This is a genomic window from Streptomyces xanthochromogenes (assembly GCF_014650455.1).
Taxonomy (GTDB): domain Bacteria; phylum Actinomycetota; class Actinomycetes; order Streptomycetales; family Streptomycetaceae; genus Streptomyces; species Streptomyces xanthochromogenes.
Window position 1 is genome coordinate 728,530 of the sequence record NZ_BMUZ01000001.1, and the last position, 26,006, is coordinate 754,535.

General features: G+C 70.7%; 18 protein-coding genes. 3 read left to right on the forward strand and 15 right to left on the reverse strand.

Features of this window, described 5'->3' with window-relative positions; all coding sequences use genetic code 11:
• Window positions 1–20: 20 nt before the first annotated feature.
• Both IE267_RS03370 and IE267_RS03375 read right to left on the reverse strand, forming a co-directional pair.
• Window positions 21–1,244, reverse strand: a complete 1,224-nt coding sequence (locus tag IE267_RS03370; protein ID WP_189762081.1) for a LolA family protein — start codon at window positions 1,242–1,244, stop codon at window positions 21–23.
• A gap of 241 nt (window positions 1,245–1,485) precedes the next feature.
• The gene (locus tag IE267_RS03375) at window positions 1,486–2,496 is read right to left on the reverse strand and encodes a polyprenyl synthetase family protein (RefSeq protein ID WP_161250832.1); all 1,011 of its coding nucleotides are present in this window, start codon (window positions 2,494–2,496) and stop codon (window positions 1,486–1,488) included.
• 178 nt (window positions 2,497–2,674) lie between these two features.
• Here IE267_RS03375 and IE267_RS03380 point away from each other — a divergent pair, with 178 nt between their 5' ends.
• Both IE267_RS03380 and IE267_RS03385 read left to right on the forward strand, forming a co-directional pair.
• The gene (locus IE267_RS03380; RefSeq protein ID WP_229860606.1) at window positions 2,675–4,186 is read left to right on the forward strand and encodes a peptide MFS transporter; all 1,512 of its coding nucleotides are present in this window, start codon (window positions 2,675–2,677) and stop codon (window positions 4,184–4,186) included.
• Window positions 4,187–4,196: 10 nt separating this feature from the next.
• On the forward strand, window positions 4,197–6,197 hold the full coding sequence (locus IE267_RS03385) for a CocE/NonD family hydrolase (RefSeq protein WP_189762083.1): 2,001 nt from the start codon (window positions 4,197–4,199) through the stop codon (window positions 6,195–6,197).
• A 276-nt stretch (window positions 6,198–6,473) separates the two neighbouring features.
• On the opposite strand, the gene IE267_RS03390 is transcribed toward IE267_RS03385, so the two are convergent.
• Window positions 6,474–7,679: an FAD-dependent oxidoreductase gene (locus IE267_RS03390; protein WP_229860608.1), complete on the reverse strand. Its 1,206-nt coding sequence runs from the start codon at window positions 7,677–7,679 to the stop codon at window positions 6,474–6,476.
• Window positions 7,680–7,723: 44 nt separating this feature from the next.
• A complete protein-coding gene (locus IE267_RS03395) occupies window positions 7,724–8,959 on the reverse strand; it encodes a carboxylate--amine ligase (protein WP_167159616.1) in 1,236 nt (411 codons plus the stop codon).
• Between the two features lie 221 nt (window positions 8,960–9,180).
• Here IE267_RS03395 and fahA point away from each other — a divergent pair, with 221 nt between their 5' ends.
• Window positions 9,181–10,407, forward strand: a complete 1,227-nt coding sequence (fahA, locus tag IE267_RS03400; protein ID WP_189762084.1) for a fumarylacetoacetase — start codon at window positions 9,181–9,183, stop codon at window positions 10,405–10,407.
• Between the two features lie 302 nt (window positions 10,408–10,709).
• On the opposite strand, the gene recQ is transcribed toward fahA, so the two are convergent.
• The 11 genes from recQ to nuoE form a co-directional block, all read right to left on the reverse strand.
• Window positions 10,710–12,563 carry a DNA helicase RecQ gene (recQ, locus tag IE267_RS03405; protein ID WP_189762085.1) on the reverse strand — a complete coding sequence of 618 codons (1,854 nt, stop codon included), beginning with the start codon at window positions 12,561–12,563 and terminating at the stop codon, window positions 10,710–10,712.
• Window positions 12,564–12,958: 395 nt separating this feature from the next.
• The gene (gene nuoN, locus IE267_RS03410) at window positions 12,959–14,611 is read right to left on the reverse strand and encodes an NADH-quinone oxidoreductase subunit NuoN (protein ID WP_189762086.1); all 1,653 of its coding nucleotides are present in this window, start codon (window positions 14,609–14,611) and stop codon (window positions 12,959–12,961) included.
• Window positions 14,608–16,203, reverse strand: a complete 1,596-nt coding sequence (locus tag IE267_RS03415; protein WP_189762087.1) for an NADH-quinone oxidoreductase subunit M — start codon at window positions 16,201–16,203, stop codon at window positions 14,608–14,610. The genes nuoN and IE267_RS03415 overlap by 4 nt, the downstream gene beginning before the upstream one ends.
• Before the next feature lie 4 nt (window positions 16,204–16,207).
• Window positions 16,208–18,154 carry an NADH-quinone oxidoreductase subunit L gene (gene nuoL, locus IE267_RS03420; protein WP_189762088.1) on the reverse strand — a complete coding sequence of 649 codons (1,947 nt, stop codon included), beginning with the start codon at window positions 18,152–18,154 and terminating at the stop codon, window positions 16,208–16,210.
• Window positions 18,155–18,168: 14 nt separating this feature from the next.
• Window positions 18,169–18,468 (reverse strand): NADH-quinone oxidoreductase subunit NuoK, encoded by a 300-nt coding sequence (nuoK, locus tag IE267_RS03425; RefSeq protein ID WP_100578793.1) that lies wholly within the window; start codon window positions 18,466–18,468, stop codon window positions 18,169–18,171.
• On the reverse strand, window positions 18,465–19,289 hold the full coding sequence (locus IE267_RS03430; protein ID WP_161254216.1) for an NADH-quinone oxidoreductase subunit J: 825 nt from the start codon (window positions 19,287–19,289) through the stop codon (window positions 18,465–18,467). The genes nuoK and IE267_RS03430 overlap by 4 nt, the downstream gene beginning before the upstream one ends.
• Window positions 19,286–19,969, reverse strand: a complete 684-nt coding sequence (nuoI, locus tag IE267_RS03435; protein WP_167157744.1) for an NADH-quinone oxidoreductase subunit NuoI — start codon at window positions 19,967–19,969, stop codon at window positions 19,286–19,288. Before nuoI ends, IE267_RS03430 begins: the two co-directional genes overlap by 4 nt.
• Entirely contained in the window at window positions 19,962–21,314 is a 1,353-nt protein-coding gene (gene nuoH / locus IE267_RS03440; RefSeq protein WP_373304452.1) for an NADH-quinone oxidoreductase subunit NuoH, read from the reverse strand. The genes nuoI and nuoH overlap by 8 nt, the downstream gene beginning before the upstream one ends.
• Complete coding sequence (locus IE267_RS03445; RefSeq protein ID WP_167157748.1) at window positions 21,311–23,812, reverse strand: NADH-quinone oxidoreductase subunit G; 2,502 nt, start codon at window positions 23,810–23,812, stop codon at window positions 21,311–21,313. Before IE267_RS03445 ends, nuoH begins: the two co-directional genes overlap by 4 nt.
• Window positions 23,809–25,170: an NADH-quinone oxidoreductase subunit NuoF gene (gene nuoF / locus IE267_RS03450; RefSeq protein WP_161249781.1), complete on the reverse strand. Its 1,362-nt coding sequence runs from the start codon at window positions 25,168–25,170 to the stop codon at window positions 23,809–23,811. Before nuoF ends, IE267_RS03445 begins: the two co-directional genes overlap by 4 nt.
• Entirely contained in the window at window positions 25,170–25,997 is an 828-nt protein-coding gene (gene nuoE / locus IE267_RS03455; protein ID WP_189762168.1) for an NADH-quinone oxidoreductase subunit NuoE, read from the reverse strand. Before nuoE ends, nuoF begins: the two co-directional genes overlap by 1 nt.
• Window positions 25,998–26,006 lie beyond the last annotated feature (9 nt).

Below are 26,006 nucleotides of genomic sequence, written 5' to 3' on the forward strand. Positions count from 1 at the left end.
AGCCGAGTTACCGCTTGTCGCTACTGGCCCGCGTTCGCCGCGGCGACCAGGGCGTCCTTCGTCACGGCGCCCACGTACACCTTGCCGTTGTCCGTGATCAGGGCGTTGACCAGGCGCGTCTTGAAGACCGTGCCGGAGCCGAACTTTCCGGAGACCTTGTCGCCCAGGGAGTCCAGGAACTTCTGCGCGTCCCCGCCGCCCTTGCCGCTGTCGGCCTTCGGCAGGCCCTTGCCGCCGGTGTCGAACGTGGCGATGGAGGTCCAGCCCTTGCCGATCACCTTGGTGTTCTTGGCGTCGCCCAGACCGCCGAGGCCGCCGGGCAGGCTCTGCTCGGGCTTGAACGTCTGCTTCTGCTTCTGCTTGCCGTCGTCCTCGGTGACCTTCGCCCCCTTGGGCGGGCTGAAGGCGAAGGTGTCCGCGGACGGCTTCGAGAAGTCGACCTTGGTGAAGCCCGCGTCGACCACGGCCTTGCCGCCCTCGCTCGACGCGAGCGTGAACTTCAGGGGCACGCCCGTCTTGGCGTCGACCGCCACCCGCACCGAGCCGATCGTCGAGCCGGACTGCTTCGGCTTGATCAGGAGCTGGTACGCGTCCCGCCCGGCCACCTGCGCCGTGCCGTCGACCGACACCGCGGTGGTGGGGTCGACGTTCTTCAGGAACTGGTCGGCCAGCGCCTTCGGCGTGGTCGGAACGCCCGCGTCCGGCGTCTTCCCGCCGTGCTCCTTCGCCGCGTCGGCCGCGGAGCGCTGCGAGTGGTACGCCTGGTTCGATCCGCTGTCGTAGGCCCAGACGTCCTTGCCGTTGTGGATCAGGCTGTACTCGGCCGCGTCCTCCAGGATGGACACCTTCTGCCGGTCGGGGCCGTCGGCCGCGACGCGCAGGGTGTGGGTGCCCGACGCCAGCTCGGTCAGCTTCGCGTCCGGGGCCGCGGACTTGCCGGAGCCGCCGCTCCTGGGGGCGAAGGAGCCGAGGCTGCCGAGCCCGGGCAGGCCCAGGTCGGTGCTGATCTTCATGGTGCCGGAGAGCTGCTGGGTGTCGGATGCGGCCATCTTCTCGATGAGCTGCTGTGCGCTGATCTTCGGCAGACTGGGGTCACCGGCCGCGGCGAGCGCCGGGACGAGACCGATGGTCGCCGCCGCCACCCCCGCCACCGCGACGGGGACGAGATAGCGCGCCGCCTTCCGGCGGCCCGCGCCGAGGTGCCTGGCCTCGTCGGTGGCCTGTGCGCTGTCGTTCGGTGCCATGTGTGCCCTACCTCCGTGGTCGGCGGCGTCCGTCCGTCGTGCTCAGTTCCACCCCGCGCCGCCATTCTCACCCGAATTGGTCAGGAGTGGTGCTTCCAATCTGACCAAAATCGCCGCTTCGGCGCGTCAGCCCCCGGGAGCAACCTCATGTACCTCTCTGGGATGACGGAACCCTGAGTCGCCTACCCCGTCCCGTAGGGGTGAGTACGGTCGGGGCCCGCTTTCCGGCCGGCCCCTCGACTCAGCCCGCGCGGTGCACGACCGCGTCGCAGAGCTCTTCGAGCGCGGACTTGGCGTATCCGGAGGGCAGCGGCGCGAGGGTCGCCCGCGCCTCCTCTGCGTACCGGACGGTGTCCCTGCGGGCCTGCTCAAGGGCGGGGTGGACGCGCAGCCGGCGCAGCGCCTCCGCGTGCCGGGCGTCGTCGCTGAGGTCGCCGTCGAGCAGCGCCACGAGCTCCAGGTCCTCCGGGCGGCCGTCCTTGGCGGCCCGCGCCCGCAGGTGCAGGACCGGCAGCGTGGGGATGCCCTCGCGCAGGTCCGTGCCCGGGGTCTTGCCCGACTCGTGCGAGTCGCTGGCGATGTCCAGGACGTCGTCGGCGAGCTGGAAGGCGGTGCCCAGGCGCTCGCCGTACTGCGTGAGGATGTCGACGACCGACTCGTCGGCGCCGGACATCATCGCGCCGAACCGGCCGGAGACCGCGACGAGCGAGCCGGTCTTGCCCGAGAGCACGTCGAGGTAGTGGTCGACCGGATCGCGCCCCTCGCGGGGGCCGGCGGTCTCCAGGATCTGGCCGGTGACGAGCCGTTCGAACGCCTCGGCCTGAATCCGTACGGCCTCGGGCCCGAGATCCGCCAGTATGTGCGAGGCGCGTGCGAAGAGAAAATCACCCGTGAGGACCGCGATGGAATTGCCCCAGCGGGTGTTGGCGCTGTCCACGCCGCGCCGCACATCGGCCTCGTCCATCACGTCGTCGTGGTACAGCGTCGCGAGGTGGGTCAGCTCGACGACCACGGCCGAGGGCACGACGCCCGGCGCGTACGGATCTCCGAACTGCGCCGCCAGCATCACGATCAGCGGGCGGAATCGCTTGCCACCTGCGCGGATGAGGTGCTGCGCGGCCTCCGTGATGAACGGGACCTCGCTCTTGGTGGCATCGAGCAGTCCCGCCTCGACAGCCGCCAATCCGGTCTGGACATCGGCTTCAAGTGCCTGGTCCCGCACGCTCAGCCCGAACGGCCCGACGACGGTCACGAGGGGTACTCCTGTCTGCTGACGATCACACGGATTGTCGATGTGTCGCTGCCTTCACTCAAGTCAGCGTATCGGGTCGCTGTTCGATCACCATGGGCGCCTTCCCGTCACCGCTCGCGCACAGTCCCTTCGACCCCGGTATGTTCTTGATCAGCTCATACGATCAGGAGTGGACCTTTTGTCCGGAACGAAGACCGACGCCCCAGACGATCCGGCCGCGGAGCAGCCGCCGCCGCAGGACGACCACGCCTTTTTCGGCCAGCCCCGCGGTCTGCTCACCCTCTCCGGCCTGGAGGTCTGGGAGCGGTTCTCGTTCCTCGGCATGCAGGCGATCCTCGTCCTGTACTTCGCCGACTCCGTCGCGAACGACGGCATGGGCATGTCCGCGGGCAACGCGGCCTCCGTCTCGGCGGCCTACGGCACCCTCGTCTACCTGGTCTCGGTCGCCGGCGGCTGGCTCGCCGACCGCATCCTCGGCTCCTACCGCGCGGTCCTGTACGGCGGCATCCTCATCGCCTGCGGCCACTACGCCATGGCCGTGCCCACCGCCGCGGCCACCTGGATCGGGCTCGGCCTGATCAGCGCGGGCACCGGCCTGCTCAAGCCCAACGTCGCCTCCATGGTCGGCAAGCTCTACCGGACCGACGACGAGCGGCGCGACGCCGGGTTCGCGCTGTACTACATGGGCATCAACATCGGCGCCTTCCTCGGCCCGCTGATCACCGGCTGGCTCGGCGACCACAAGGGCTGGCACTGGGGATTCTCGGCGGCCGCGGTCGGCATGACGTTCGGCCTGATCCAGTACGTGCTCGGCCGACGCCACCTGGCCGGACGCAAGCACGCGGCCGAATTCGCGCTGCCGCCCGAGGGCATGCGCCGCGCGGTCCGCCTCATCGTGCTCGGCATCGTCGTCGTGGCGGCGCTCGCGGTGCTGCTCTCCCTCGGCGGCTGGCTGACGCTGGGCCGCTTCGTCGACCTCCTGACGCTGATCTCCGTGATCGCCCCGGTCGTCTACTTCGCCGTGATGTTCGCCAGCCCGCGGGTCACCGCGGAGGAGCGCGGGCGCCTGCGACCGTACGTCGTGCTGTTCCTGGCCTCGGTGGCGTTCAACTTCATCCTGTTCCAGGCGTACTCGACGATGATGCTGCTCGCCTCCACCAACGCCGAGACCAGCATCCTCGGCTTCCACTTCCCGGCCAGCTGGTACGCCTCCGCGCTCGGCGCGTTCGAGGTGGCGCTCGCGCCGGTGGTGGCCGCCGTGTGGGCCCGCATGGGACCGCGCCAGCCGCACGCCTCCAACAAGATCGCCTTCGGCGTGATCCTGGGCGGCCTCTCGTTCCTGCTGATGGTCCTGCCCACCTCCGGGCACTCCGGCGACAGCTACAAGATGGCCGCCTGGTGGATCGTCGGCTCGTACCTGCTGCTCGGGCTCGGCGACATCCTGCTGGAAACCTCCGGCATGTCGGCCACCACCAAACTCGCCCCGCGGGCCTTCGCCAGCCAGACGATGTCGCTCTGGTTCCTCTCCCTGGCGCTGGCCAACGGCATTCAGGCCCAGACCGTGAAGGTGTACGGAAAGGTCTCCAACCCGGCGTACTTCGGCGTGAACGGTGCCATCGCGGTACTCGTCGGCATCGCCGTGATCGTCGCCGCCCCCTGGCTCAAGCGCACCATGCACCCCGTCCACTGAGGTTGCCGCCATGCACATCCGCACCGAATTCCCGTACGAGACGCAGCGCGAGGATGTCCGGATTCCGCTCCCCGACGGCACGCTCCTGTACGCGCGCGTCTGGCGCCCGGTCACCGAGGAGCCCGTCCCCGCGCTGCTCGAATACCTCCCCTACCGGCTGACCGACTGGACGGCGCCGCGCGACTGGCAGCGCCACCCCTGGTACGCCGGGCACGGCTACGCCTCGGTGCGCGTCGACGTGCGCGGGCACGGCTGCTCCGAAGGGCTGCCGGGCGACGAGTACGACGCCACGGAGCTGGCCGACGGCGTCGCGGTGGTCAACTGGCTTGCCCAGCAGCCCTGGTGCACCGGCAAGGTCGGCATGTTCGGGATCTCCTGGGGCGGCTTCAACAGCCTCCAGATCGCCGCGCTCGCCCCCGAACCGCTCAAGGCGATCGTGACGGTCTGCTCGGCCGACGACCGCTACGACAACGACGTGCACTACATGGGCGGTTCGGTGCTCGCCGTCGACATGCACGCCTGGGCCGCGACGATGCTCGCCTTCGTCTCCCGCCCGCCGGACCCCTTCTTCGTCGGGGAAAAATGGCGGGAAATGTGGCTGGAACGCCTCGAAGCGGTCGAGCCGTTCATCCACACCTGGCTCGCCCACCAGACCCGGGACGACTACTGGAAGCACGGCAGCGTCTGCGAGGACTACGGCGCGATCGACGCGGCCGTCCTCGCGGTGGGCGGCTGGCACGACCCGTACCGCGACACGGTCCTGCGCCTGGTGGAGCACCTGCCCGCCGACCGGGTACGGGGTCTCATCGGGCCCTGGTCGCACCAGTACCCGGACCGGGGGCTGCCGCCCGGGCCCGCGATCGGCTTCCTCCAGGAGACCCTGCGCTGGTGGGACCACCACCTCAAGGGCGAGGAGACGGGCGTGATGAAGGAGCCGCTGCTGCGCTCCTGGATCAGCGAGTCGCACCCGCCGGCCACGGTCTACGCGGAGCTGCCCGGCCGCTGGGTCGGCGACCCCGCCTGGCCCTCCCCGCACGTCACGCCGGTCTCCTACGCGCTCCAGGGCGCGCCCGTGCAGGTGCGCTCGCCGCAGCACACCGGGCTCGACGCGGGTCGCTTCTTCCCCTTCGGCAACGACGCCGACCTGCCCCCGGACCAGCGCGCCGAGGACGCCCACTCGGCCGCCTTCGACTTCCCGGTACCGGACGGCTCCGGCCCCCTGGAGATCCTGGGCCGCCCGCAGGTCACCCTCCGGCTGCGCATGGACGTCCCCTTCGGCCAGGCGATCGCGCGCCTGTGCGACGTGGCCCCGGACGGCTCCTCGACCCTGGTCACCCGGGGCGTCCTGAACCTCTCCTCCCGCCACGGCCGGGACCGGGCGGACGCGTGGCCGCTCGGCGCGACCGAGGACGTGACCTTCGCCCTGAACGGCATCGGCCACGCCTTCCCTCCGGGCCACCGCATCCGGCTCGCGATCTCCTCCGCGTACTGGCCCTGGATCTGGCCCCAGGCCGACTCGGTGGGCTTCACCCTCGACCCGGCGGGCTCCGCGCTCCAACTCCCGCTCCGAGAGCGCACGTCGGACGACACCATCGCCTTCGCGGACCCCGAGCAGTCCGAACCGCTCGGCGTCTCCTACCCGGCCCCGCTGGACGAGCCGCGCCCGGAGCGCCTCGTCGTGCGGGACGTGGCGAAGGGCGAGTGGCGCCTGGAGGTGGACCCGCGGTACGGGGGCACCCGGGTGTACCCGGACGGCCTCGAATTCATGGAGGACGCGAAGGAGACGTACACGATCCAATCGGATGATCCGCTGTCCGCACGGACCCGCTCGGACTGGCATCTCCGGTTGCACCGGCCGGAGTTGGGATGGGACGTGCGGGTCGACACGCGGTCGGAGATCTCGTGCGACGCGGCGGACTTCGTGACGTGGAACGAGGTGGTGTGCCGGGAGGGCGACGAGGTCGTCTTCCACCGCACCTGGGAACGCCGCATCCCCCGCGAAGCGGGCTGACCCTGCGGGTTCCCCCGCCCGCCGCTCGGGCCCGGCCCCCGGGGCTCCGCTCCAGACCCCGATCGCGCCCGAACGGCACTCGTCCTCAATCGCCGGACGGGCCGATATGACCCGATGCCGGCCGGCACCGAGTGCCTTTGGGGGCGCGAGGAACTGCGCGACCAGCCACGCACGGTCCGCAGCAGTACCAAAGGGGCCCGAGGGCGCAGCCCCGGGAAGGCCACCCGCAGTGGGGCGAGCCCCCCGGGGCCGGGGGCTCGCCCCGGGGACTCGGGGTCAGCGCGCCGCGATCGAGGCGGCCAGCCTCGGCGAGGCGTACGTCGTGCCGCAGACGAAGCGCATGACCGGCCCGAACGACGCCGCCGCGGGCAACCCCGTGAAGTAGAGCCCCCGCACCGAGGACTGGTAGCCCGCGTCCAGGACCGGCGCCCCCCGGGACGTCAACAGCTGCGTACGCACCCCGTGCCCGAGGAAGCCGAGCGCCGCCACGTCCATGCGATACCCCGTCGCCGCCATGACATGGTCCGCCGAAAGCTCCCGCTGGGCCCCCGCACCCCCGCTCAGCGTGAGCACGGGCCGCCCCCCGACGACCTGGGCCCGCACCACCCGGCGCCCCTCCGTCACCGCCACCCGCCCGGTGAACCGCTCGCGCAACCACCAAGCCCCCAGCGGACCGAGGACGTTGCGGACCAGCTGGTGGCGGGCCGCCGCGGGCAGATGCCGGAAGTGGGTCGCGTGGTACGAGAGGGCGTACAGCGACCAGGCCTTCCCAAAGGGCGAGTTGGGCCTGAAGCGGGGCTGGAGGTCGGGCGCCGAACCGAAGCGGACCGCCCCCGCACCGCGCGCGACGACCCGTACGCTCGCCCCCGCCTCGGCCATCAACACCGCGTTCTCCAGGGCGGATTGGCCCGCTCCGATCACCAGGACCTCACGCCCGGCGAAGCCGGAGAGGTCGTGGTGCTGGGCGGCGTGCGAGACGGGGCCCGTCGCCGAGGGGCCGTCCGGCACGGCCGCGGCCAGCTCGCGCGGCAGCCGGGCCAGGCCCGAGAGCCCGGTGGCCACCACGACCGCCCGCGCCTCGAAGGCCTCCCCGGAGTCCAGCTTCAGCGCGAACGCGCCGCCCGGCACCCGGTCCACCGATACCACCCGGACCTGCTCAAGGTCGGGGAAGAGTTTTTCCGCGAACCACTGCCCGTACGCCGAGAACGCCTCCACCGGGATCAGGTCCCAGTCCGACTCCAGACGCCGCGCACCCGTGTCCGCACAGAAGTCGAGCAGCGAGAGCCCCCGCTGCGGCGCGTCGATGCTGGACGCGGCCGGCGTCGACTTGAGGACCATGCCCACCGGCATGTGCTCGCGCCAGCTCGCCATCAGCGAGCCGAAGACGCGGACCGGTATGCCGCGGGCGCGCAGATGGGCGGCGGTGGACAGGCCGAACGGCCCCGCGCCGATGACCGCCACCGGACGTGTCGCAGTACTCACTCGCATCCCCTTCTCGGATTCTCGGCATACGGCTCGGGGCCGGGTCACTTCGTCACCGCGCGGCGGGAACTCCGCCAGAGCCGGTACAGATGCTGTGCACCGGGGCGCACGAAACGGGCCAGCATCGTGAAGAAGGGGCCCAAATCGTCGCCCGCCGCCCAGGCGAACTCGGTGCCGGCCGGGCGCTCGGGCGCGTGCGGGGTGGTGTAGCCGCTGCGCCGGTAGGCGAGCAGCGCGGGCAGGTCGATGTTCTCCACCACATAGCGGCGCCCGGCGCGCTGTTCACCCTCCGGCACCCGGCGCCCGGTGAGGTGAAGGTGCTGGGCGCGGACGACGTCGACGCCCGCCTCGTTCTCGAACAGGCGGAACTGCGCGCCCATCCGGGGGTTGAAGTCGAGGAGCTTGTAGCGCCCGTCACGCCGGTCGAAGCGCAGATCGAGGTCGACCATGCCGGTGAAGCCGATGCGCTTGACGAACTGCTCGGCCAGCGCGGCCAGTTCGGGGTTGTCGACGACGTACGCGTTCGCCGTCATCCCGGCGTGCGGCGGCCAGGAGCGCACCTTCACCCCGGTGAACAGGGCGAGCGGGATGGAGTTCTCGTCGAAGTACGCATGCACGATCCAGTCCTCGGCCTGCTCGCGCGGCAGGTACTCCTGGAGGATCACCCCGGGCCGCTCGCCCCAGCCGCGGGCGAGCGCGAGCAGGTGCGCCCGGCTCCCGATCCGGGTGGTGCCGGGCACGGCCGGGCTGTGCCGCCGTACGAAGGCCTCCCGGTTCTTGGCCACCACCGGAAAGCGGGCGTGCCGCGCGAAGTCCTCGACATCGGCGTACGTGTCGGGGAAGGCGGCCGCCGGGGACGGCACCCCGTGCTCCACGCAGAGCTCGTGCAGCCCCTGCTTGCTGGCGAGGCGGCGGGGCAACTCCGGTGCCACGGGCGGAAAGAGGAAGAGTTCGCCCAGTTCCTTCTGGTGCTCGGCGATCAGCACCGCGGCCTCTTCGTCGGTGGGTATGAGGACGGCGGGCCGCCCGATCCGACGGCCGATCCCGAGCAGCCCGTCCACCAGCGCGTCCGGCTCCTCGGTGCCGGTCGTCGGCCAGGGGAACGCTCCCGTCAGGAAGCGGGAGTGGGCCGCGGGCGTCCAGCGGTCCTCGGTGATCGCATACATCGGCACCCCGAGCCTGCCGAGGCTGCGGATCGCGCCGACTCCCCCGTGGTGCAGCGGATAGTTCCCGAACTTCACGATCAGTCCCGGTACGTCCCGGTCCGCCCTGAACAGCACGCTACTGCCCGCCACCAGTCCCCCCTCGGGACACGAAGCCCCCACAGTCCCGCGGGGGCACGCGGCCCCCTCGCCTGACGCGCCCCGGCAGAGACGCTAAGGGGCAACACCCGCTCCCGCAGACGGAATTTCCGGACATTACGAACTCTTTAGGCACTGCCGCCCCGAGCACCGCCCACGTAACGTGTGACGCACACCCGTGGAAAGCGAGGCAGGCACCGATGTCCGAGCAGAGCCCGCTCGAACTGGCCGAAGGCGACCCCTTCGGCCCGCACAATCTCCCCTACGGCGTCTTCTCCACGCCGGGCCATCCCGAGGACCGCCGGGTCGGCGTCCGGATCGGCGACCACGTCCTGGACGCGGGGGCGGCGGCGCACGCGCTGGGCTCCCCGTACGCGGCGCTGCTCGCCAAGCCGAGCCTCAACCCGCTGCTCGCCGCGGGGCGCACGGCCTGGCGCGATGTGCGCCGGGCCCTCACCGCCTGGGTGACCGTGCCCGCGCACCGCCCGGTGATAGAGCCACTGCTCCACCCGCTCTCCGACGTCGAGCTGCACCTGCCGTACGAGGTCGCCGACTACGTCGACTTCTACGCCAGCGAGCACCACGCCACCAACGTGGGCCGGATCTTCCGCCCCGACGGAGACGCGCTCACCCCCAACTGGAAGCACCTGCCGATCGGTTACCACGGCCGCTCCGGCACGATCGTGGTGTCCGGCACCGAGGTCGCCCGCCCGCAGGGCCAGCGCAAGGCACCCTCCGACCCGGCGCCGGTCTTCGGTCCGTCGGTGAAGCTGGACATCGAGGCCGAGGTCGGCTTCGTGGTGGGCACCCCGTCCGCGCTGGGCGAGTCCGTGGACCTGGCCTCCTTCGAGGACCACGTCTTCGGCCTGTTCCTGCTCAACGACTGGTCGGCGCGGGACATCCAGGCCTGGGAGTACGTCCCGCTCGGCCCCTTCCTCGGCAAGTCCTTCGCGACGTCCGTCTCGGCGTGGGTCACTCCGCTCGAAGCCCTGACCGCGGCCCGGGTCTCCCCGCCCGCACGGGACTTCCCGCTCCTCCCCTACCTGGACGACTCCGCCGAGGAGGTGCCTGGCGGCTTCGACCTGCGCGTCTCGGTGTCGATCAACGGCACGGTCGTCGCCGAGCCGCCGTTCGCCTCGATGTACTGGACGGCGGCGCAGCAGCTCGCCCACATGACGGTGAACGGGGCGTCGCTGCGTACGGGGGACGTGTACGGTTCCGGCACGGTGAGCGGTCCCGAGCGCGACCAGCGGGGCTCCCTCCTGGAGCTCACCTGGAACGGCTCCGAGCCGCTGGAACTCCCCTCCGGCAAGCGGGCGTTCCTGGAGGACGGCGACGAGGTGACCCTCACGGCCTGGGCCCCCGGCCCCCACGGCATCCCGGTCGGCCTGGGCGAGGTACGGGGCCGCATCACCCCGTCCCCCTGAGCATCCCCCGCCACCCGGGACCGGTCGGTTCCGGCGAAACGGGTTCTAGGGGCGCGAGGAACCGCGCTACCAGCCACACACGGTGGACGGACGAAAACGGGTTGTAGGGGCGCGGGGAACTGCGCACCCAGCCACACACGGTGGACGGACAAAACCGGGTTTTAGGGGCGCGGGGAACTGCGCACCCAGCCACACACGGCCCGCAGCCGAACCGGGGGCCGGGGGCCCGGGGGCCCAGCCCCTGCGCACCCCGGGCCCGCCCCACCCCGTCCCGCTCCGCCCCGCAAGGGGCAACCCCCTCCCTAGGAAAGGGAGTTGAGAACGGACAGCACCCCCTCGCCCCACGTGGCGAGCTTCTTCTCCCCCACTCCCCCAATCGTTCCGAGCTCCTCCAAGGACCCCGGCCGAGCCACCGCGATCTCCCGCAACGTCGCGTCATGGAAGATGACGTACGCCGGAACCCCCGCCTCCTTCGCCTGCGCCCCCCGCCACGCCCGCAGCGCCTCGAAGACCGGAAGCACCTCGGGCGGCAGGTCGGCCGCCACGGCGGACTTCTTCGCCGAGCCACGCGCCGCCCGCGCCGGCTTCTCCGGCTCCGTCCGCATCCGGACCTCGCGCCGGCCGGCCAGGACCTCCCCGCTCGCCTCGGTCAGGACCAGCGTCCCGTACTCACCCTCCACCGCGAGCAGCCCCTGCGCGAGCAACTGCCGTGCCACGCCGCGCCATTGGGGCTCGGACAGGTCCTCGCCGATGCCGAACACGGACAGCTGGTCATGGTCGAACTGGATGATCTTCGCGGTCCTGCGCCCGAGCAGGATGTCGATGATCTGGCCCGCTCCGAACTTCTGTCCCCGCTCGCGCTGCAGCCGCACGACGGTGGAGAGCACCTTCTGCGCTGCCACCGTGCCGTCCCACGTCTGCGGCGGGGTCAGACAGGTGTCGCAGTTGCCGCAGTTCTCCGCCGCGGCCTCCTGGCCGAAGTAGCCGAGCAGCTGGGCCCGTCGGCACGAGGCGGTCTCGCAGAGCGCCAGCATCGCGTCCAGGTGGGCGGCCGCCCGGCGCCGGAACGCCTCGTCCCCCTCGCTGCCCTGGATCAACTTCCGCTGCTGGACGACGTCTTGGAGCCCGTACGCCATCCACGCCGTCGAGGCGAGCCCGTCCCGCCCGGCGCGGCCGGTCTCCTGGTAGTAGCCCTCGACGGACTTGGGCAGGTCGAGGTGGGCCACGAACCGGACGTCCGGCTTGTCGATGCCCATGCCGAACGCGATGGTCGCCACCACCACGAGCCCGTCCTCCCGCAGGAAGCGGGACTGGTTGACCGCACGCGTCCCCGAGTCGAGGCCCGCGTGGTACGGGACGGCCCGCACGCCGTTGTCGCTCAGGTACTGCGCGGTCTTCTCCACGGAGGCCCGCGAGAGGCAGTAGACGATGCCCGCGTCCCCGTCGTGCTCCTCCTTGAGGAAGGAGAGGAGCTGCTTCTTCGGGTCGCTCTTGGGCACGATCCGGTACTGGATGTTGGGCCGGTCGAAGCTCGCCACGAAGTGCCGGGCTTCGGGCATGCCGAGGCGCTGGGTGATCTCGCGGTGGGTGGCGTCCGTGGCGGTGGCGGTGAGCGCGATGCGCGGGACGTCGGGCCAGCGCTCGCCGAGCAGGGAAAGGGCGAGGTAGTCGGGGCGGAAGTCGTGGCCCCACTGCGCGACGCAGTGCGCCTCGTCGATCGCGAAGACGGAGATCTTGGCGCGGGACAGCAGGTCGAGGGTGGCCTCTACGCGCAGCCGCTCGGGTGCCAGGTAGAGCAGGTCGAGCTCGCCGGCGAGGAGCTCGGCCTCGACGGTGCGGCGCTCGTCGAAGTCCTGCGTGGAGTTGATGAACCCGGCACGCACGCCGAGGGCGCGCAGCGCGTCCACCTGGTCCTGCATCAGGGCGATGAGGGGGGAGACGACGACACCGGTACCGGGCCTGACCAGGGCCGGGATCTGGTAGCAGAGCGACTTTCCACCGCCGGTGGGCATGAGCACCACGGCGTCGCCGCCCGCCACGACGTGCTCGATGACCTCGCCCTGGGCACCGCGGAAGCTCTCGTAACCGAAGACCCGATGCAGTGTCGCCAGGGCCTCGGACTCCGTGTCCACCGCCTGCGTGCCGGTTGCGCTCATCGCTCTGTCCCCCGTACTGGTCCGTCGACTGCCTCACCATTCACGCAAGCAACGGTAGCCGCCCCCGCCGACACTCCACGAAGTTATCCACAACCCCGGGGTCTTCCCGACCGGCCCCGGGTGCACGGGGGCTGCGCCCCAGCCCCCGGGTTCGGGCCCTTGGTGGGCTTCCGGGGGGCTGCGCCCCGGGTCCCGTTCGTCCGGGTGCGGATCGTGAGTGGCTGGTCGCGCAGTTCCCCGCGCCCCTGTAGGTTCCCCTGAACGCCTCGGTGCCGGCCCGCACAGGCATCCCCAGCCCGTCCGGCGATTGAGGACGAGCGCCGTCAAGGCGGGGCGGGGAAAAGCAAGGGCCCCGGCGCCACCCACCCGCGCCGAGGCCCCACCGCGACCGTCCGCTACCGGACGAACACGCTCGCGTTGTGTGCCAGATCGAGGAAGTACTGCGGGGCGACGCCCAGCACGAGCGTCACCGCCACCCCCACCCCGATCGCCGCCGTCGTCAGCGCGGACGGCACCGCCACCGTCGGGCCGTCCGCCTTCGGCTCGCTGAAGAACATCAGCACGATCACCCGGATGTAGAAGAACGCCGCGACAGCGGAGGAGATCACACCGACCACGACCAGCGCCCCGGCACCCCCTTCCGCCGCCGCCTTGAACACCGCGAACTTCCCGGAGAAGCCGGACGTCAGCGGGATGCCCGCGAAGGCGAGCAGGAAGACCGCGAACACCGCTGCCACCAGGGGCGAACGGCGGCCGAGGCCGGCCCACTTGGACAGGTGCGTCGCCTCGCCGCCCGCGTCCCGCACCAGCGTGACGACCGCGAACGCGCCGATCGTCACGAATGAGTACGCCCCCAGGTAGAACAGCACCGATGAGATGCCGTCGGCGTTGGTGGCGATGACACCGGCCAGGATGAACCCGGCGTGCGCGATCGAGGAGTACGCGAGCAGCCGCTTGATGTCGGTCTGGGTGATCGCGACGACCGCGCCGCCCAGCATCGTGATGATCGCGACGCCCCACATGACCGGGCGCCAGTCCCAGCTCATGCCGGGCAGCACCACGTACAGGAGGCGGAGCAGCGCGCCGAAGGCCGCGACCTTGGTGGCCGCCGCCATGAAGCCCGTGACCGGGGTGGGCGCACCCTGGTAGACGTCCGGCGTCCACATGTGGAACGGCACCGCGCCGACCTTGAACAGCAGGCCCATCAGAATCATGGCGCCGCCGATGAGCAGCAGCGCGTCGTTGCCCATGGTTCCGGCGAGCGCCGGGTCCACGTTCTGGACCGAGCCGCTGACGACGTCCGCGATCGTGGCGTACGAGACGGAGCCCGCGTAGCCGTACAGGAGCGCGATGCCGAAGAGCAGGAAGGCCGAGGAGAACGCGCCGAGCAGGAAGTACTTGACCGCCGCCTCCTGCGACATGAGCCGCTTGCGGCGGGCCAGGGCGCACAGCAGGTAGAGCGGGAGCGAAAAGACTTCCAGGGCCACGAACAGGGTCAGGAGGTCGTTCGCCGCCGGGAAGACCAGCATCCCGGAGACGGCGAACAGGGCGAGCGGGAAGACCTCTGTGGTGGTGAACCCGGCCTTGACCGCGGCCTGCTCGCTGTCGCTGCCCGGCACGGAGGCGGCCTGGGCGGCGAAGGAGTCCACCCTGTTGCCGTGCGCCTCCGGGTCCAGGCGGCGCTCGGCGAAGGTGAAGACCGCCACCACGGAGGCCAGCAGAATGGTGCCCTGCAGGAAGAGCGCGGGGCCGTCGACGGCGATCGCGCCCATCGCCGCGATGTGCGCCTTGGTGGTCCCGTAGCCGCCGGCCGCGAGGCCGACCACCGCCGCGAAGGCGGCGGCGAGCGCGACCACCGACAGGAACACCTGGACGTAGTAGCGGCTGCGGCGCGGGACGAAGGCCTCGACGAGGACGCCGATCAGCGCCGCGCCGAGCACGATCAGCGTGGGTGCGAGCTGGGCGTACTCGATGTGCGGCGCGGGGATCTTGTCGAGCTTCCCCTCGGCCGCCGTGGTCCACAGGCTGTGGACAGCTGATGAGCTCACTTGGCCGCCTCCACCACCGGGTTGGGGTCCTTCTTCTGTACGTCCGACATGGTCTGGCGGACCGCCGGGTTGACGATGTCGGTCAGCGGCTTCGGGTAGACCCCGAGGAAGATCAGCAGGCCGATCAGCGGGGCGACCACGAGCAGCTCGCGGACCTTGAGGTCGGGCATGCCCTGGACCTCGGCCTTGACCGGCCCGGTCATCGTCCGCTGGTAGAGGACGAGGACGTAGAGCGCGGCCAGGACGATGCCGAGGGTGGCGACCACGCCCGCCGCCGGGTAGCGGCTGAACGTGCCGACCAGGACCAGGAATTCGCTCACGAAGGGAGCGAGGCCCGGCAGGGACAGGGTGGCGAGGCCGCCGATCAGGAAGGTGCCGGCGAGCACCGGGGCGACCTTCTGGACGCCGCCGTAGTCCGAGATGAGCCGGGAGCCGCGCCGCGAGATCAGGAAGCCGGCCACCAGCATCAGTGCGGCCGTCGAGATCCCGTGGTTGACCATGTAGAGCGTGGCGCCGGACTGGCCCTGGCTCGTCATGGCGAAGATGCCCATGATGATGAAGCCGAAGTGCGAGATCGACGCGTACGCCACCAGGCGCTTGATGTCGCGCTGGCCGACGGCCAGCAGTGCCCCGTAGATGATGCTGATCACGGCGAGCACCACGATCACCGGCGTCGCCCACTTGCTGGCCTCGGGGAAGAGCTGGAGGCAGAAGCGCAGCATCGCGAAGGTGCCGACCTTGTCGACGACCGCGGTGATCAGCACGGCGACCGGCGCGGTGGCCTCACCCATCGCGTTGGGCAGCCAGGTGTGCAGCGGCCACAGCGGGGCCTTCACCGCGAAGGCGAAGAAGAAGCCGAGGAACAGCAGGCGCTCGGTGTTGGTCGCCATGTGGAGCGAGCCGCTCGCGCGGGCCGCGGCGATCTCGTTCAGCGAGAACGAGCCCGCCACCACGTACAGACCGATGACGGCGGCCAGCATGATGAGCCCGCCGACCAGGTTGTAGAGCAGGAACTTGACGGCCGCGTACGAGCGTTGGGTCGCCGCCGCCTCGTCGCCCTGGGCGTGCGCCCGGTCGCCGAAGCCGCCGATGAGGAAGTACATCGGGATGAGCATGGCTTCGAACAGGATGTAGAAGAGGAAGACGTCGGTGGCCTCGAAGGAGAGCACCACCATCGCCTCGACGGCGAGGATCAGGGCGAAGAAGCCCTGGGTGGGCCGCCAGCGCCCCGCAGCGAAGCTGCTGTCGGGCCCGGCGCTGGTCTCCAGGGGGTCGGCGTCGTGCCAGCCGGCCGCGATGATGAACGGGATGAGCAGCGCGGTGAGCCCGATGAGGGCAACGCCGATGCCGTCCACGCCCAGTTCGTAGCGGACTCCGAAGTCCTTGATCCAGGCGTGCGACTCGGTCAACTGGTAGCGGGCGCCGCCCGGTTCGAACCGTACGAGCTGGATCGCGGCGAGCACCAGGGTGCCCACCGAGACCAGCAGGGCGAGCCACTTGGCGGCGGTCCGCCGTGCGGCCGGCACGGCCGCGGTGGCGATCGCGCCGAGCGCCGGAAGGGCGGCCGTCGCGGTGAGGAGGGGGAAGGACATTGCTTTACACCGCCCTCATCAGCAGAGTCGCGGCGATGATCACCACAGCACCTCCGAACATCGAGACCGCGTAACTGCGGGCGAAGCCGTTCTGCAGCTTGCGCAGCCGGCCGGAGAGCCCGCCGACCGAGGCGGCGGTTCCATTGACGACTCCGTCGACCAGGCTGTGGTCGAGGTAGACGAGCGAGCGGGTGAGGTGTTCGCCGCCGCGGACCAGGACCACGTGGTTGAAGTCGTCCTGGAGCAGGTCGCGGCGGGCGGCCCGGGTGAGCAGCGAGCCGCGCGGGGCGACGGCCGGAACGGGCTTGCGGCCGTACTGGGCGACCGCGAGGCCCACGCCGATCAGCAGGCAGACGATGGTGGCGGCGGTGACCGTCCACTCCGCCACCGGCGAGTTGCCGTGGTCGAAGGACGTGACCGGCTCCAGCCACTTCACGAACCGGTCGCCGATGCCGAAGATGCCGCCCGCAAAGACCGAGCCGAAGGCCAGGACGATCATGGGGATCGTCATGGACTTCGGGGACTCGTGCGGGTGCGGCTCGTCGTGGGCGCCGTGCGTCTGGGCGGCGGGCTCCACGCCCGGCTGGTCCGGCGCGGGGGTCTTCGCGTGCTTCCAGCGCTCCTCGCCGAAGAACGTCATCACCATCACGCGCGTCATGTAGTACGCGGTGATCGCGGCGCCGAGCAGGGTGACCGCGCCGAGGATCCAGCCCTCGGTGCCGCCCTTGGCGAACGCCGCCTCGATGATCTTGTCCTTGGAGAAGAACCCGGACAGGCCCGGGAAGCCGATGATCGCGAGATAGCCGAGGCCGAAGGTGACGAAGGTGACCGGCATGTACTTGCGCAGGCCGCCGTACCTGCGCATGTCGACCTCGTCGTTCATGCCGTGCATCACCGAGCCGGCGCCGAGGAAGAGCCCGGCCTTGAAGAAGCCGTGCGTCACCAGGTGCATGATCGCGAAGACGTAGCCGATCGGGCCGAGACCGGTGGCCAGGACCATGTAGCCGATCTGCGACATGGTCGAGCCGGCGAGGGCCTTCTTGATGTCGTCCTTGGCGCAACCGACGATCGCACCGAACAGGAGCGTGACCGTGCCGACGATCACGACGACCGTCTGGACGTCGGGCACCGCGTTGAAGATCGCGCCGGAGCGGGTGATCAGGTAGACGCCCGCGGTCACCATGGTCGCCGCGTGGATGAGGGCCGAGACCGGGGTCGGACCCTCCATCGCGTCGCCGAGCCAGGACTGGAGCGGCACCTGCGCCGACTTGCCGCAGGCGGCGAGCAGCAGCATCAGGCCGATGGCCGTGTTGCGGCCCGAGCTCGCACCGCCCGTCTCACCGAGGACGGTGGAGAAGGCGAACGAGCCGAACGTCGTGAACATCACCATGATGGCGATCGAGAGGCCCATGTCGCCGACCCGGTTGACCAGGAAGGCCTTCTTGGCGGCGGTCGCCGCGCTGGGCTTGTGCTGCCAGAAGCCGATGAGCAGGTAGGACGCGAGGCCCACGCCTTCCCAACCGACGTACAGCAGAAGGTAGTTGTCGGCGAGGACCAGGAGCAGCATCGCCGCGAGGAACAGGTTGAGGTAGCCGAAGAAGCGCCGGCGGTTCTCGTCGTGCTCCATGTAGCCGATCGAGTAGATGTGGATCAGCGTGCCCACACCGGTGATCAGCAGGACGAAGGTCATCGACAGCTGGTCGAGCTGGAAGCCGACGTCGGCCTGGAAGCCTTCGACCGGGATCCAGCTGAACAGGTGCTTGGTCACCGTCCGATGGTCGGCCGAGCGGCCCAGCATGTCGACGAAGAGCACCGCGCCGATCACGAAGGACGCGCCGGCGAGCAGCGTGCCCAGCCAGTGGCCGGCCTTGTCCAGTTTCCGTCCGCCGCACAGCAGTACGGCCGCTCCGAGCAGAGGCGCCGCGATGAGCAGCGCGATGAGGTTGTCCACGATTCAGCGACCCCTTACAGCTTCATCAGGCTGGCGTCGTCGACCGAGGCCGAGTGGCGGGAACGGAAGAGCGACACGATGATCGCGAGCCCGACCACGACCTCCGCGGCGGCGACGACCATCGTGAAGAACGCGATGATCTGGCCGTCGAGGTTGCCGTGCAGCCGGGAGAAGCAGACGAACGCGAGGTTGCAGGCGTTGAGCATCAGCTCGACGCACATGAAGACCACGATCGCGTTCCGCCTGATGAGCACTCCGGCGGCGCCGATGGTGAACAACAGGGCCGCCAGATAGAGGTAGTTGACCGGATTCACTTGACCGCCTCCTCGTCCCGGCCGAGCCGTTCCTCGGAGCGCTGCTCCAGGGCCTTGAGGTCGGCGATCGCCTCGCTGGACACGTCCCGGATCTGACCGCGGCCGCGCAGCGTCTGGTTGACGGTGAGCTCGGACGGGGTGCCGTCGGGGAGCAGGCCCGCGATGTCCACCGCGTTGTGCCGGGCGTAGACGCCGGGGGCGGGCAGCGGAGGCAGGTGCTTGCCGCGTACGCGCTCCTCGGACATCTCCCGCTGGGTCTTGGCGCGCTCGGTGCGCTCCCGGTGGGTGAGCACCATCGCGCCGACCGCCGAGGTGATCAGCAGGGCGCCGGTGATCTCGAAGGCGAAGACGTACTTGGTGAAGATGAGGGCGGCGAGCCCTTCCACGTTCCCGTTCGCGTTGGCCGCGCCGAGACCGGTGAAGGTCGTGAGCGAGGCGTTGCCGATGCCCGCGACGAGGAGCACCCCGAAGCCGAGCCCGCAGGCCGCGGCCCACCAGCGCTGGCCCTTGATGGTCTCCTTCAGCGAGTCCGCGGCCGTGACGCCGACCAGCATGACGACGAAGAGGAACAGCATCATGATCGCGCCGGTGTAGACGACGACCTGGACGATGCCCAGGAAGTACGCCCCGTTGGCGAGGTAGAAGATCGCGAGGATGATCATGGTCCCGGCGAGGCAGAGCGCGCTGTGCACGGCCTTCCTCATGAGGATCGTGCACAGGGCGCCGATCACCGCGACCGTGCCGAGCACCCAGAACTGGAAGGCCTCACCGGTGGAGGTGTGCGAAGCGGCCGCGGCGAGCAGCTCGGTGGGCGCGCTCATGCCCCCACCACCTTCCCGGAGGCCGGCTCGTCCTCACCGAAGGTGGAGGCCGCCTCCTGGGGCCGCTCCCCCTTGCTGAGCGCCACTTGGCGGACGGTGCCCGGCGCGGCTTCGGTGACCAGGCCGCGGTAGTAGTCCTGCTCGTCCATGCCCGGGTAGATCGCGTGCGGGCTGTCGACCATGGTGTCGTCGAGCCCGGCGAGCAGCTGCTCCTTGGTGTAGATCAGGTTCTCGCGGGAGGAGTCGGCCAGTTCGAACTCGTTGGTCATCGTCAGCGCCCGGGTGGGGCAGGCCTCGATGCACAGGCCGCACAGGATGCAGCGGGCGTAGTTGATCTGGTAGACGCGGCCGTAGCGCTCGCCCGGCGAGTAGCGCTCCTCGTCCGTGTTGTCGGCGCCCTCCACATAGATGGCGTCGGCGGGACAGGCCCAGGCGCACAGCTCGCAGCCGACGCACTTCTCCAGGCCGTCCGGATGGCGGTTGAGCTGATGGCGGCCGTGGAAGCGCGGCGCGGTGACCTTCTGCTGTTCCGGGTACTGCTCGGTCAGCCGCTTCTTGAACATGGCCTTGAAGGTCACGCCGAAGCCGGCCACGGGATTGAGGAACTTGTCCTCCGACTCCCCCGCCTGGTCCGGCTTCCCCGGCCGGCCCGACTTCCCGGCCGATGACTTGTCAGACACCGTCGTCCTCCCTTCCTTCTCCGTCACTCTGAGTATCCGCCCCACCACTGACAATCAACTCGCGCTCGTGGCGCGGCCGTCGGCGGGGTACGGGCGAAAGGGTCTGACCGGGCAGCGGCGGTACCGGGAAACCGCCGGCCATCGGGTCGAAGGCGGCGGGCGGCGCCTTGTCCTCAGCGTCGTCCTTCTTGCTCCGGAAGATGTCCGCGACGAAGGAGAGCAGCAGCACCGCGACGACCGCGCCGCCGACGTACAGCACGATCTTCGAGAAGTCGTAGCCGTCGTTGCGCAGCGCCCGCACGGTGGCGACCAGCATCAGCCAGACCACCGACACCGGGATGAGGACCTTCCACCCCAGCTTCATCAGCTGGTCGTAGCGGACCCGGGGCAGCGTGCCGCGCAGCCAGATGAAGAAGAAGAGGAGCAGCTGGACCTTGATGACGAACCAGAGCATCGGCCACCAGCCGTGGTTCGCGCCCGCCCAGAAGCCGCTGATGGGCCAGGGGGCGCGCCATCCGCCGAGGAAGAGGGTGGTCGCGACGGCCGAGACGGTGACCATGTTGACGTACTCGGCGAGCATGAACATCGCGAACTTGATCGACGAGTACTCGGTGTTGAAGCCGCCGACCAGGTCGCCCTCGGACTCCGGCATGTCGAACGGCGCCCGGTTGGTCTCGCCGACCATCGTGATGATGTAGATGATGAAGGAGACCGGCAGCAGCACGATGTACCAGCGGTCGCCCTGCGCCTCCACGATCTTCGAGGTCGACATCGACCCCGAGTAGAGGAACACCGAGGCGAACGCCGCGCCCATCGCGATCTCGTACGAGATCATCTGCGCGCAGGAGCGCAGGCCGCCGAGCAGCGGATACGTCGAGCCGGATGACCAGCCCGCGAGCACGATGCCGTAGATGCCGACCGAGGCGATGGCCAGCACGTACAGCATGGCGATCGGCAGGTCGGTGAGCTGCATCGTGGTGCGGTGGCCGAAGATCGACACCTCGTTGCCCGCGGGCCCGAACGGGATCACGGCGATCGCCATGAACGCCGGGATCGCGGCGATGACCGGGGCCAGGACGTAGACGACCTTGTCGGCCCGCTTGACGATGACGTCTTCCTTCAGCATCAGCTTGATGCCGTCGGCGAGCGACTGGAGCATGCCCCACGGGCCGTGCCGGTTGGGGCCGATGCGCAGCTGCATCCAGGCGACGACCTTGCGCTCCCACACGATGGAGAACAGCACGGTCACCATCAGGAACGCGAAGCAGAAGACGGCCTTGACGACGACGAGCCACCAGGGGTCGCGGCCGAACAGGGAGAGGTCCTCCGCAGCGAGCGTGATCACGCCTCCACCACCTCCGTGGGAGCTTCCGTAACGGCCGGGCCGATGCGGACGACCTGTCCGGGGACCGCGCCGGTGTCCGCGGTGACCCCGTCGCCGACGGAGTTCAGCGGCAGCCACACCACCCGGTCGGGCATCTCGCTCACCCGGAGCGGGAGTTGGACGCCGCCGGCCGGCCCGGTGACCCGCAGGAGGTCGCCGTCCTTGATCCCGGCCTCGGCCGCGGTGGCCGCCGAGAGCCGGGCCACGGCCGCGTGCCGGGTGCCGGCCAGGGCCTCGTCGCCGACCTGGAGGCTGCCCTGGTCGAGCAGCATCCGGTGTCCCGCGAGGACCGCCTCGCCCTCGGCGGGCCGGGGCAGTTGCTGCGCCGACTCCAGGGGCTCGCTCGCGCGCGGCCCGTCCCAGGTCCCGAGCCGCGTCATCTCACCGCGTACGGAACGGACGTCGGGCAGCGCGAAGTGGACGTCCAGGACGTCGGCCAGCATGTGCAGCACACGGGCGTCGGTGGGTGCCAGGTTGCGGGTCAGCTGCTCCGGCTTGAGCGCGGCCTCGAACAGGCGCGCCCTGCCTTCCCAGTTGAGGAAGGTGCCGGGCTTCTCGGCGACGGCCGCCACCGGGAAGACCACGTCCGCGTGGGCGGTGACCTCGGTCGGCCGCAGTTCCAGGCTGACCACGAAAGCCTCGGCGAGGGCCTCGCGGGCCCGCGCCGGGTCGGGCAGGTCCGCCGGGTCGACGCCCGCGACCAGCAGCGCGCCCAGTTCGCCGGTGGCCGCGGCCTCGACGATCTGGCCGGTGTCGCGCCCGTAGCGGTGCGGGAGTTCGCGTACGCCCCAGGCCGAGGCGACCTCTTCGCGGGCCCGCGGGTCGGTGGCCGGACGGCCGCCGGGCAGCAGCGACGGGATCGCGCCCGCCTCCACCGCGCCGCGTTCGCCGGCCCGGCGCGGAATCCACACCAGTGCGGCGCCGGTCGCCGAGGCCGCGCGGACCGCGGCGGTCAGCGCGCCGGGCACGCCCGCGAGCCGCTCGCCGACGACGAGGACCGCGCCCGGGGAGCGCAGCGCCTCGGCCGCCTTCGCGCCGTCCGCGTCCAGGCCGACCCCGCCCGCGAGCGCGTCCAGCCACTCCGTCTCGGTGCCGGGCGCGGCGGGCAGCAGTGTGCCGCCCGCCTTGTGCAGGCCGCGGGTCATGTGGGTGGCGAGCGAGAAGGTGCGCTGGCCGTGCTTGCGCCAGGCCTTGCGCAGCCGCAGGAAGACGCCGGGCGCCTCCTCCTCGGACTCGAAGCCGACGAGGAGGACGGCGGGTGCGTTCTCCAGGGAGGTGTAGGTGGTGCCCCGCCCGTCGAGGTCCCGGCCGTGTCCGGCGACCCGGGCGGCCAGGAAGTCGGCCTCCTCCGCGGAGTGCACCCGGGCCCGGAAGTCGACGTCGTTGGTGTCGAGGGCGATCCGGGCGAACTTGGCGTAGGCGTAGGCGTCTTCCACGGTCAGGCGACCGCCGGCCAGCACCCCGGCCCGGCCGCGCGCGGCGGCGAGGCCGGCGGCTGCCGCCTCAAGTGCCTCGGGCCAGCTCGCCGGTTCGAGGACGCCGTCCGCGTTGCGGACCAGCGGAGTGGTGAGGCGGTCGGGCTGCTGCGCGTAGCGGAAGCCGAACCGGCCCTTGTCGCAGAGCCACTCCTCGTTGACCTCGGGGTCGTCGGCGGCCAGGCGCCGCATGACCTTGCCGCGCCGGTGGTCGGTACGGGTCGCGCAGCCGCCCGCGCAGTGCTCGCACACCGACGGCGACGACACGAGGTCGAAGGGCCGGGAGCGGAAGCGGTAGGCGGCCGAGGTCAGCGCGCCGACCGGGCAGATCTGGATGGTGTTCCCGGAGAAGTACGACTCGAACGGGTCGCCCTGTCCGGTGCCGACCTGCTGCAGGGCGCCGCGCTCGATCAGCTCGATCATCGGGTCGCCGGCGATCTGGTTGGAGAAGCGGGTGCAGCGCGCGCACAGCACACAGCGTTCGCGGTCCAGGAGCACCTGGGTGGAGATCGGGACCGGCTTCTCGTAGGTGCGCTTCTTGCCTTCGAAGCGCGAGTCCGTGTCGCCGACCTGCATCGCCTGGTTCTGCAGCGGGCATTCGCCGCCCTTGTCGCAGACCGGGCAGTCCAACGGGTGGTTGATGAGCAGGAGTTCCATGACTCCGCGCTGGGCCTTCTCGGCGACCGGCGAGGAGAGCTGGGACTTGACCACCATGCCGTCGGTGCAGGTGATGGTGCAGGACGCCATCGGCTTGCGCTGGCCCTCCACCTCGACGATGCACTGGCGGCAGGCGCCGGCCGGGTCGAGCAGGGGGTGGTCGCAGAACCGCGGGATCTCGATGCCGAGCTGTTCGGCGGCGCGGATCACCAGGGTGCCCTTGGGGACGCTGATGTCGATGCCGTCGATGGTCAGCGAGACGAGATCCTCCGGCGGCACGGCCGCCTCGCCGCCCCCGGAGGAAGCGCTACTCGTCGTCACAGTCATGCGTTCACCTCCGTGCTGTCGTCCGCCCAGGCGGTGGACCTGGCGGGGTCGAAGGGGCAGCCGTTGCCCGTGATGTGCTGCTCGTACTCGTCACGGAAGTACTTGAGCGAGGAGAAGATCGGCGAGGCCGCGCCGTCGCCGAGCGCGCAGAACGACTTGCCGTTGATGTTGTCGGCGATGTCGTTCAGCTTGTCGAGGTCGCCCATCGAGCCCTTGCCGGCCTCGATGTCGCGGAGCAACTGGACCAGCCAGTACGTCCCTTCACGGCACGGCGTGCACTTGCCGCAGGACTCGTGGGCGTAGAACTCGGTCCAGCGGGTGACCGCCCGCACCACGCAGGTGGTCTCGTCGAAGCACTGGAGCGCCTTGGTGCCGAGCATCGACCCGGCCGCGCCCACGCCTTCGTAGTCCAGCGGCACATCGAGGTGCTCGTCGGTGAACATCGGCGTCGAAGAGCCGCCCGGCGTCCAGAACTTGAGCCGGTGGCCCTTGCGCATGCCGCCGCTCATGTCGAGCAGCTGGCGCAGGGTGATGCCGAGCGGCGCCTCGTACTGGCCGGGGCTGGTGACGTGCCCGCTGAGCGAATACAGCGTGAAACCCGGGGACTTCTCGCTGCCCATCGACTTGAACCAGTCCTTGCCCCGGTTCAGGATCGCGGGAACCGAGGCGATGGATTCGACGTTGTTCACCACAGTGGGGCACGCGTACAGACCGGCGACCGCGGGGAAGGGAGGTCGCAGCCGGGGCTGGCCGCGACGGCCTTCGAGGGAGTCGAGGAGTGCGGTCTCCTCGCCACAGATGTACGCGCCCGCGCCCGCGTGCACGGTGAGTTCGAGGTCCAGGCCGCTGCCCAGGACGTCCTTGCCGAGGAAGCCCGCCTCGTACGCCTCACGCACGGCCTCGTGCAGCCGCCGCAGTACGGGGACGACCTCGCCGCGCAGATAGATGAAGGCGTGCGAGGAGCGGATCGCGTAACAGGCGATCACGATGCCCTCGATGAGGGAGTGCGGGTTGGCGAACAGGAGCGGGATGTCCTTGCAGGTCCCGGGCTCCGACTCGTCGGCGTTGACGACCAGGTAGTGCGGCTTGCCGTCGCCCTGCGGGATGAACTGCCACTTCATTCCGGTCGGGAAGCCGGCGCCGCCGCGGCCGCGAAGGCCGGAGTCCTTGACGTACGCGATGAGGTCGTCCGGGGTCATCGCGAGCGCCTTGCGCAGGCCCTCGTAGCCGTCGTGGCGCCGGTAGGTCTCCAGGGTCCAGGATTCGGGCTGGTCCCAGAAGGCGGAGAGGACCGGCGCGAGCAGCTTCTCCGGGCTGCTGCCGTTGCCGTTTCCGTCGATCTCGGTGGCCAAGGTCATCACTCCCCCTCCTCGGCGGCGGGCCCGGCGGGGTGGGCCGGATCGGACGCTGAGGTCTGCTGCGGTGCGTCGTGCGAGCTCAAGTGCTGGGCGCCCGGCTGGGGTTCGTCCCGCGAGCCTTCGCCGCCGCGGCCCTCGCCGCGCGGGTGCACCACGCGCGCACCCGGGGTCTCGCCCTTGGCGAGCCGGAGCCCGGCGAGCGAGGCGGGTCCGGCGCCGCCGGTCGCGGCGACCGCGCCGGGGCGCTCGTCGGGGAAGCCGGCCAGGATGCGCGCGGTCTCCTTGTAGGTGCACAGCGGCGCACCCCGGGTGGGCTCCACCGGGCGGCCGGCGCGCAGGTCGTCGACGAGGCGCTTGGCGGTGGCGGGCGTCTGGTTGTCGAAGAACTCCCAATTGACCATCACCACCGGAGCGAAGTCGCAGGCCGCGTTGCACTCGATGTGTTCGAGCGTCACCTTGCCGTCGTCGGTGGTCTCGTTGTTGCCGACCGCCAGGTGCTCCTTCAGCTCCTCGAAGATGGCGTCGCCGCCCATCACCGCGCAGAGCGTGTTGGTGCACACGCCGACCTGGTACTCGCCGGAGGGCTTGCGGCGGTACATGGAGTAGAACGTGGCCACGGCCGTGACCTCGGCCGTCGTCAGCTCCAGGAGGTCCGCGCAGAAGGCCATGCCGGTGCGCGTGACGTAACCCTCCTCGGCCTGGACGAGGTGGAGCAGCGGCAGCAGCGCGGAGCGGCTGTCGGGGTAGCGGGCGACGATCTCCTTGCCGTCCGCCTCCAGCCGGGCGCGCACATCGGCCGGGTAGTCGGGCGCGGGCAGTTGAGGCATGCCCAATTG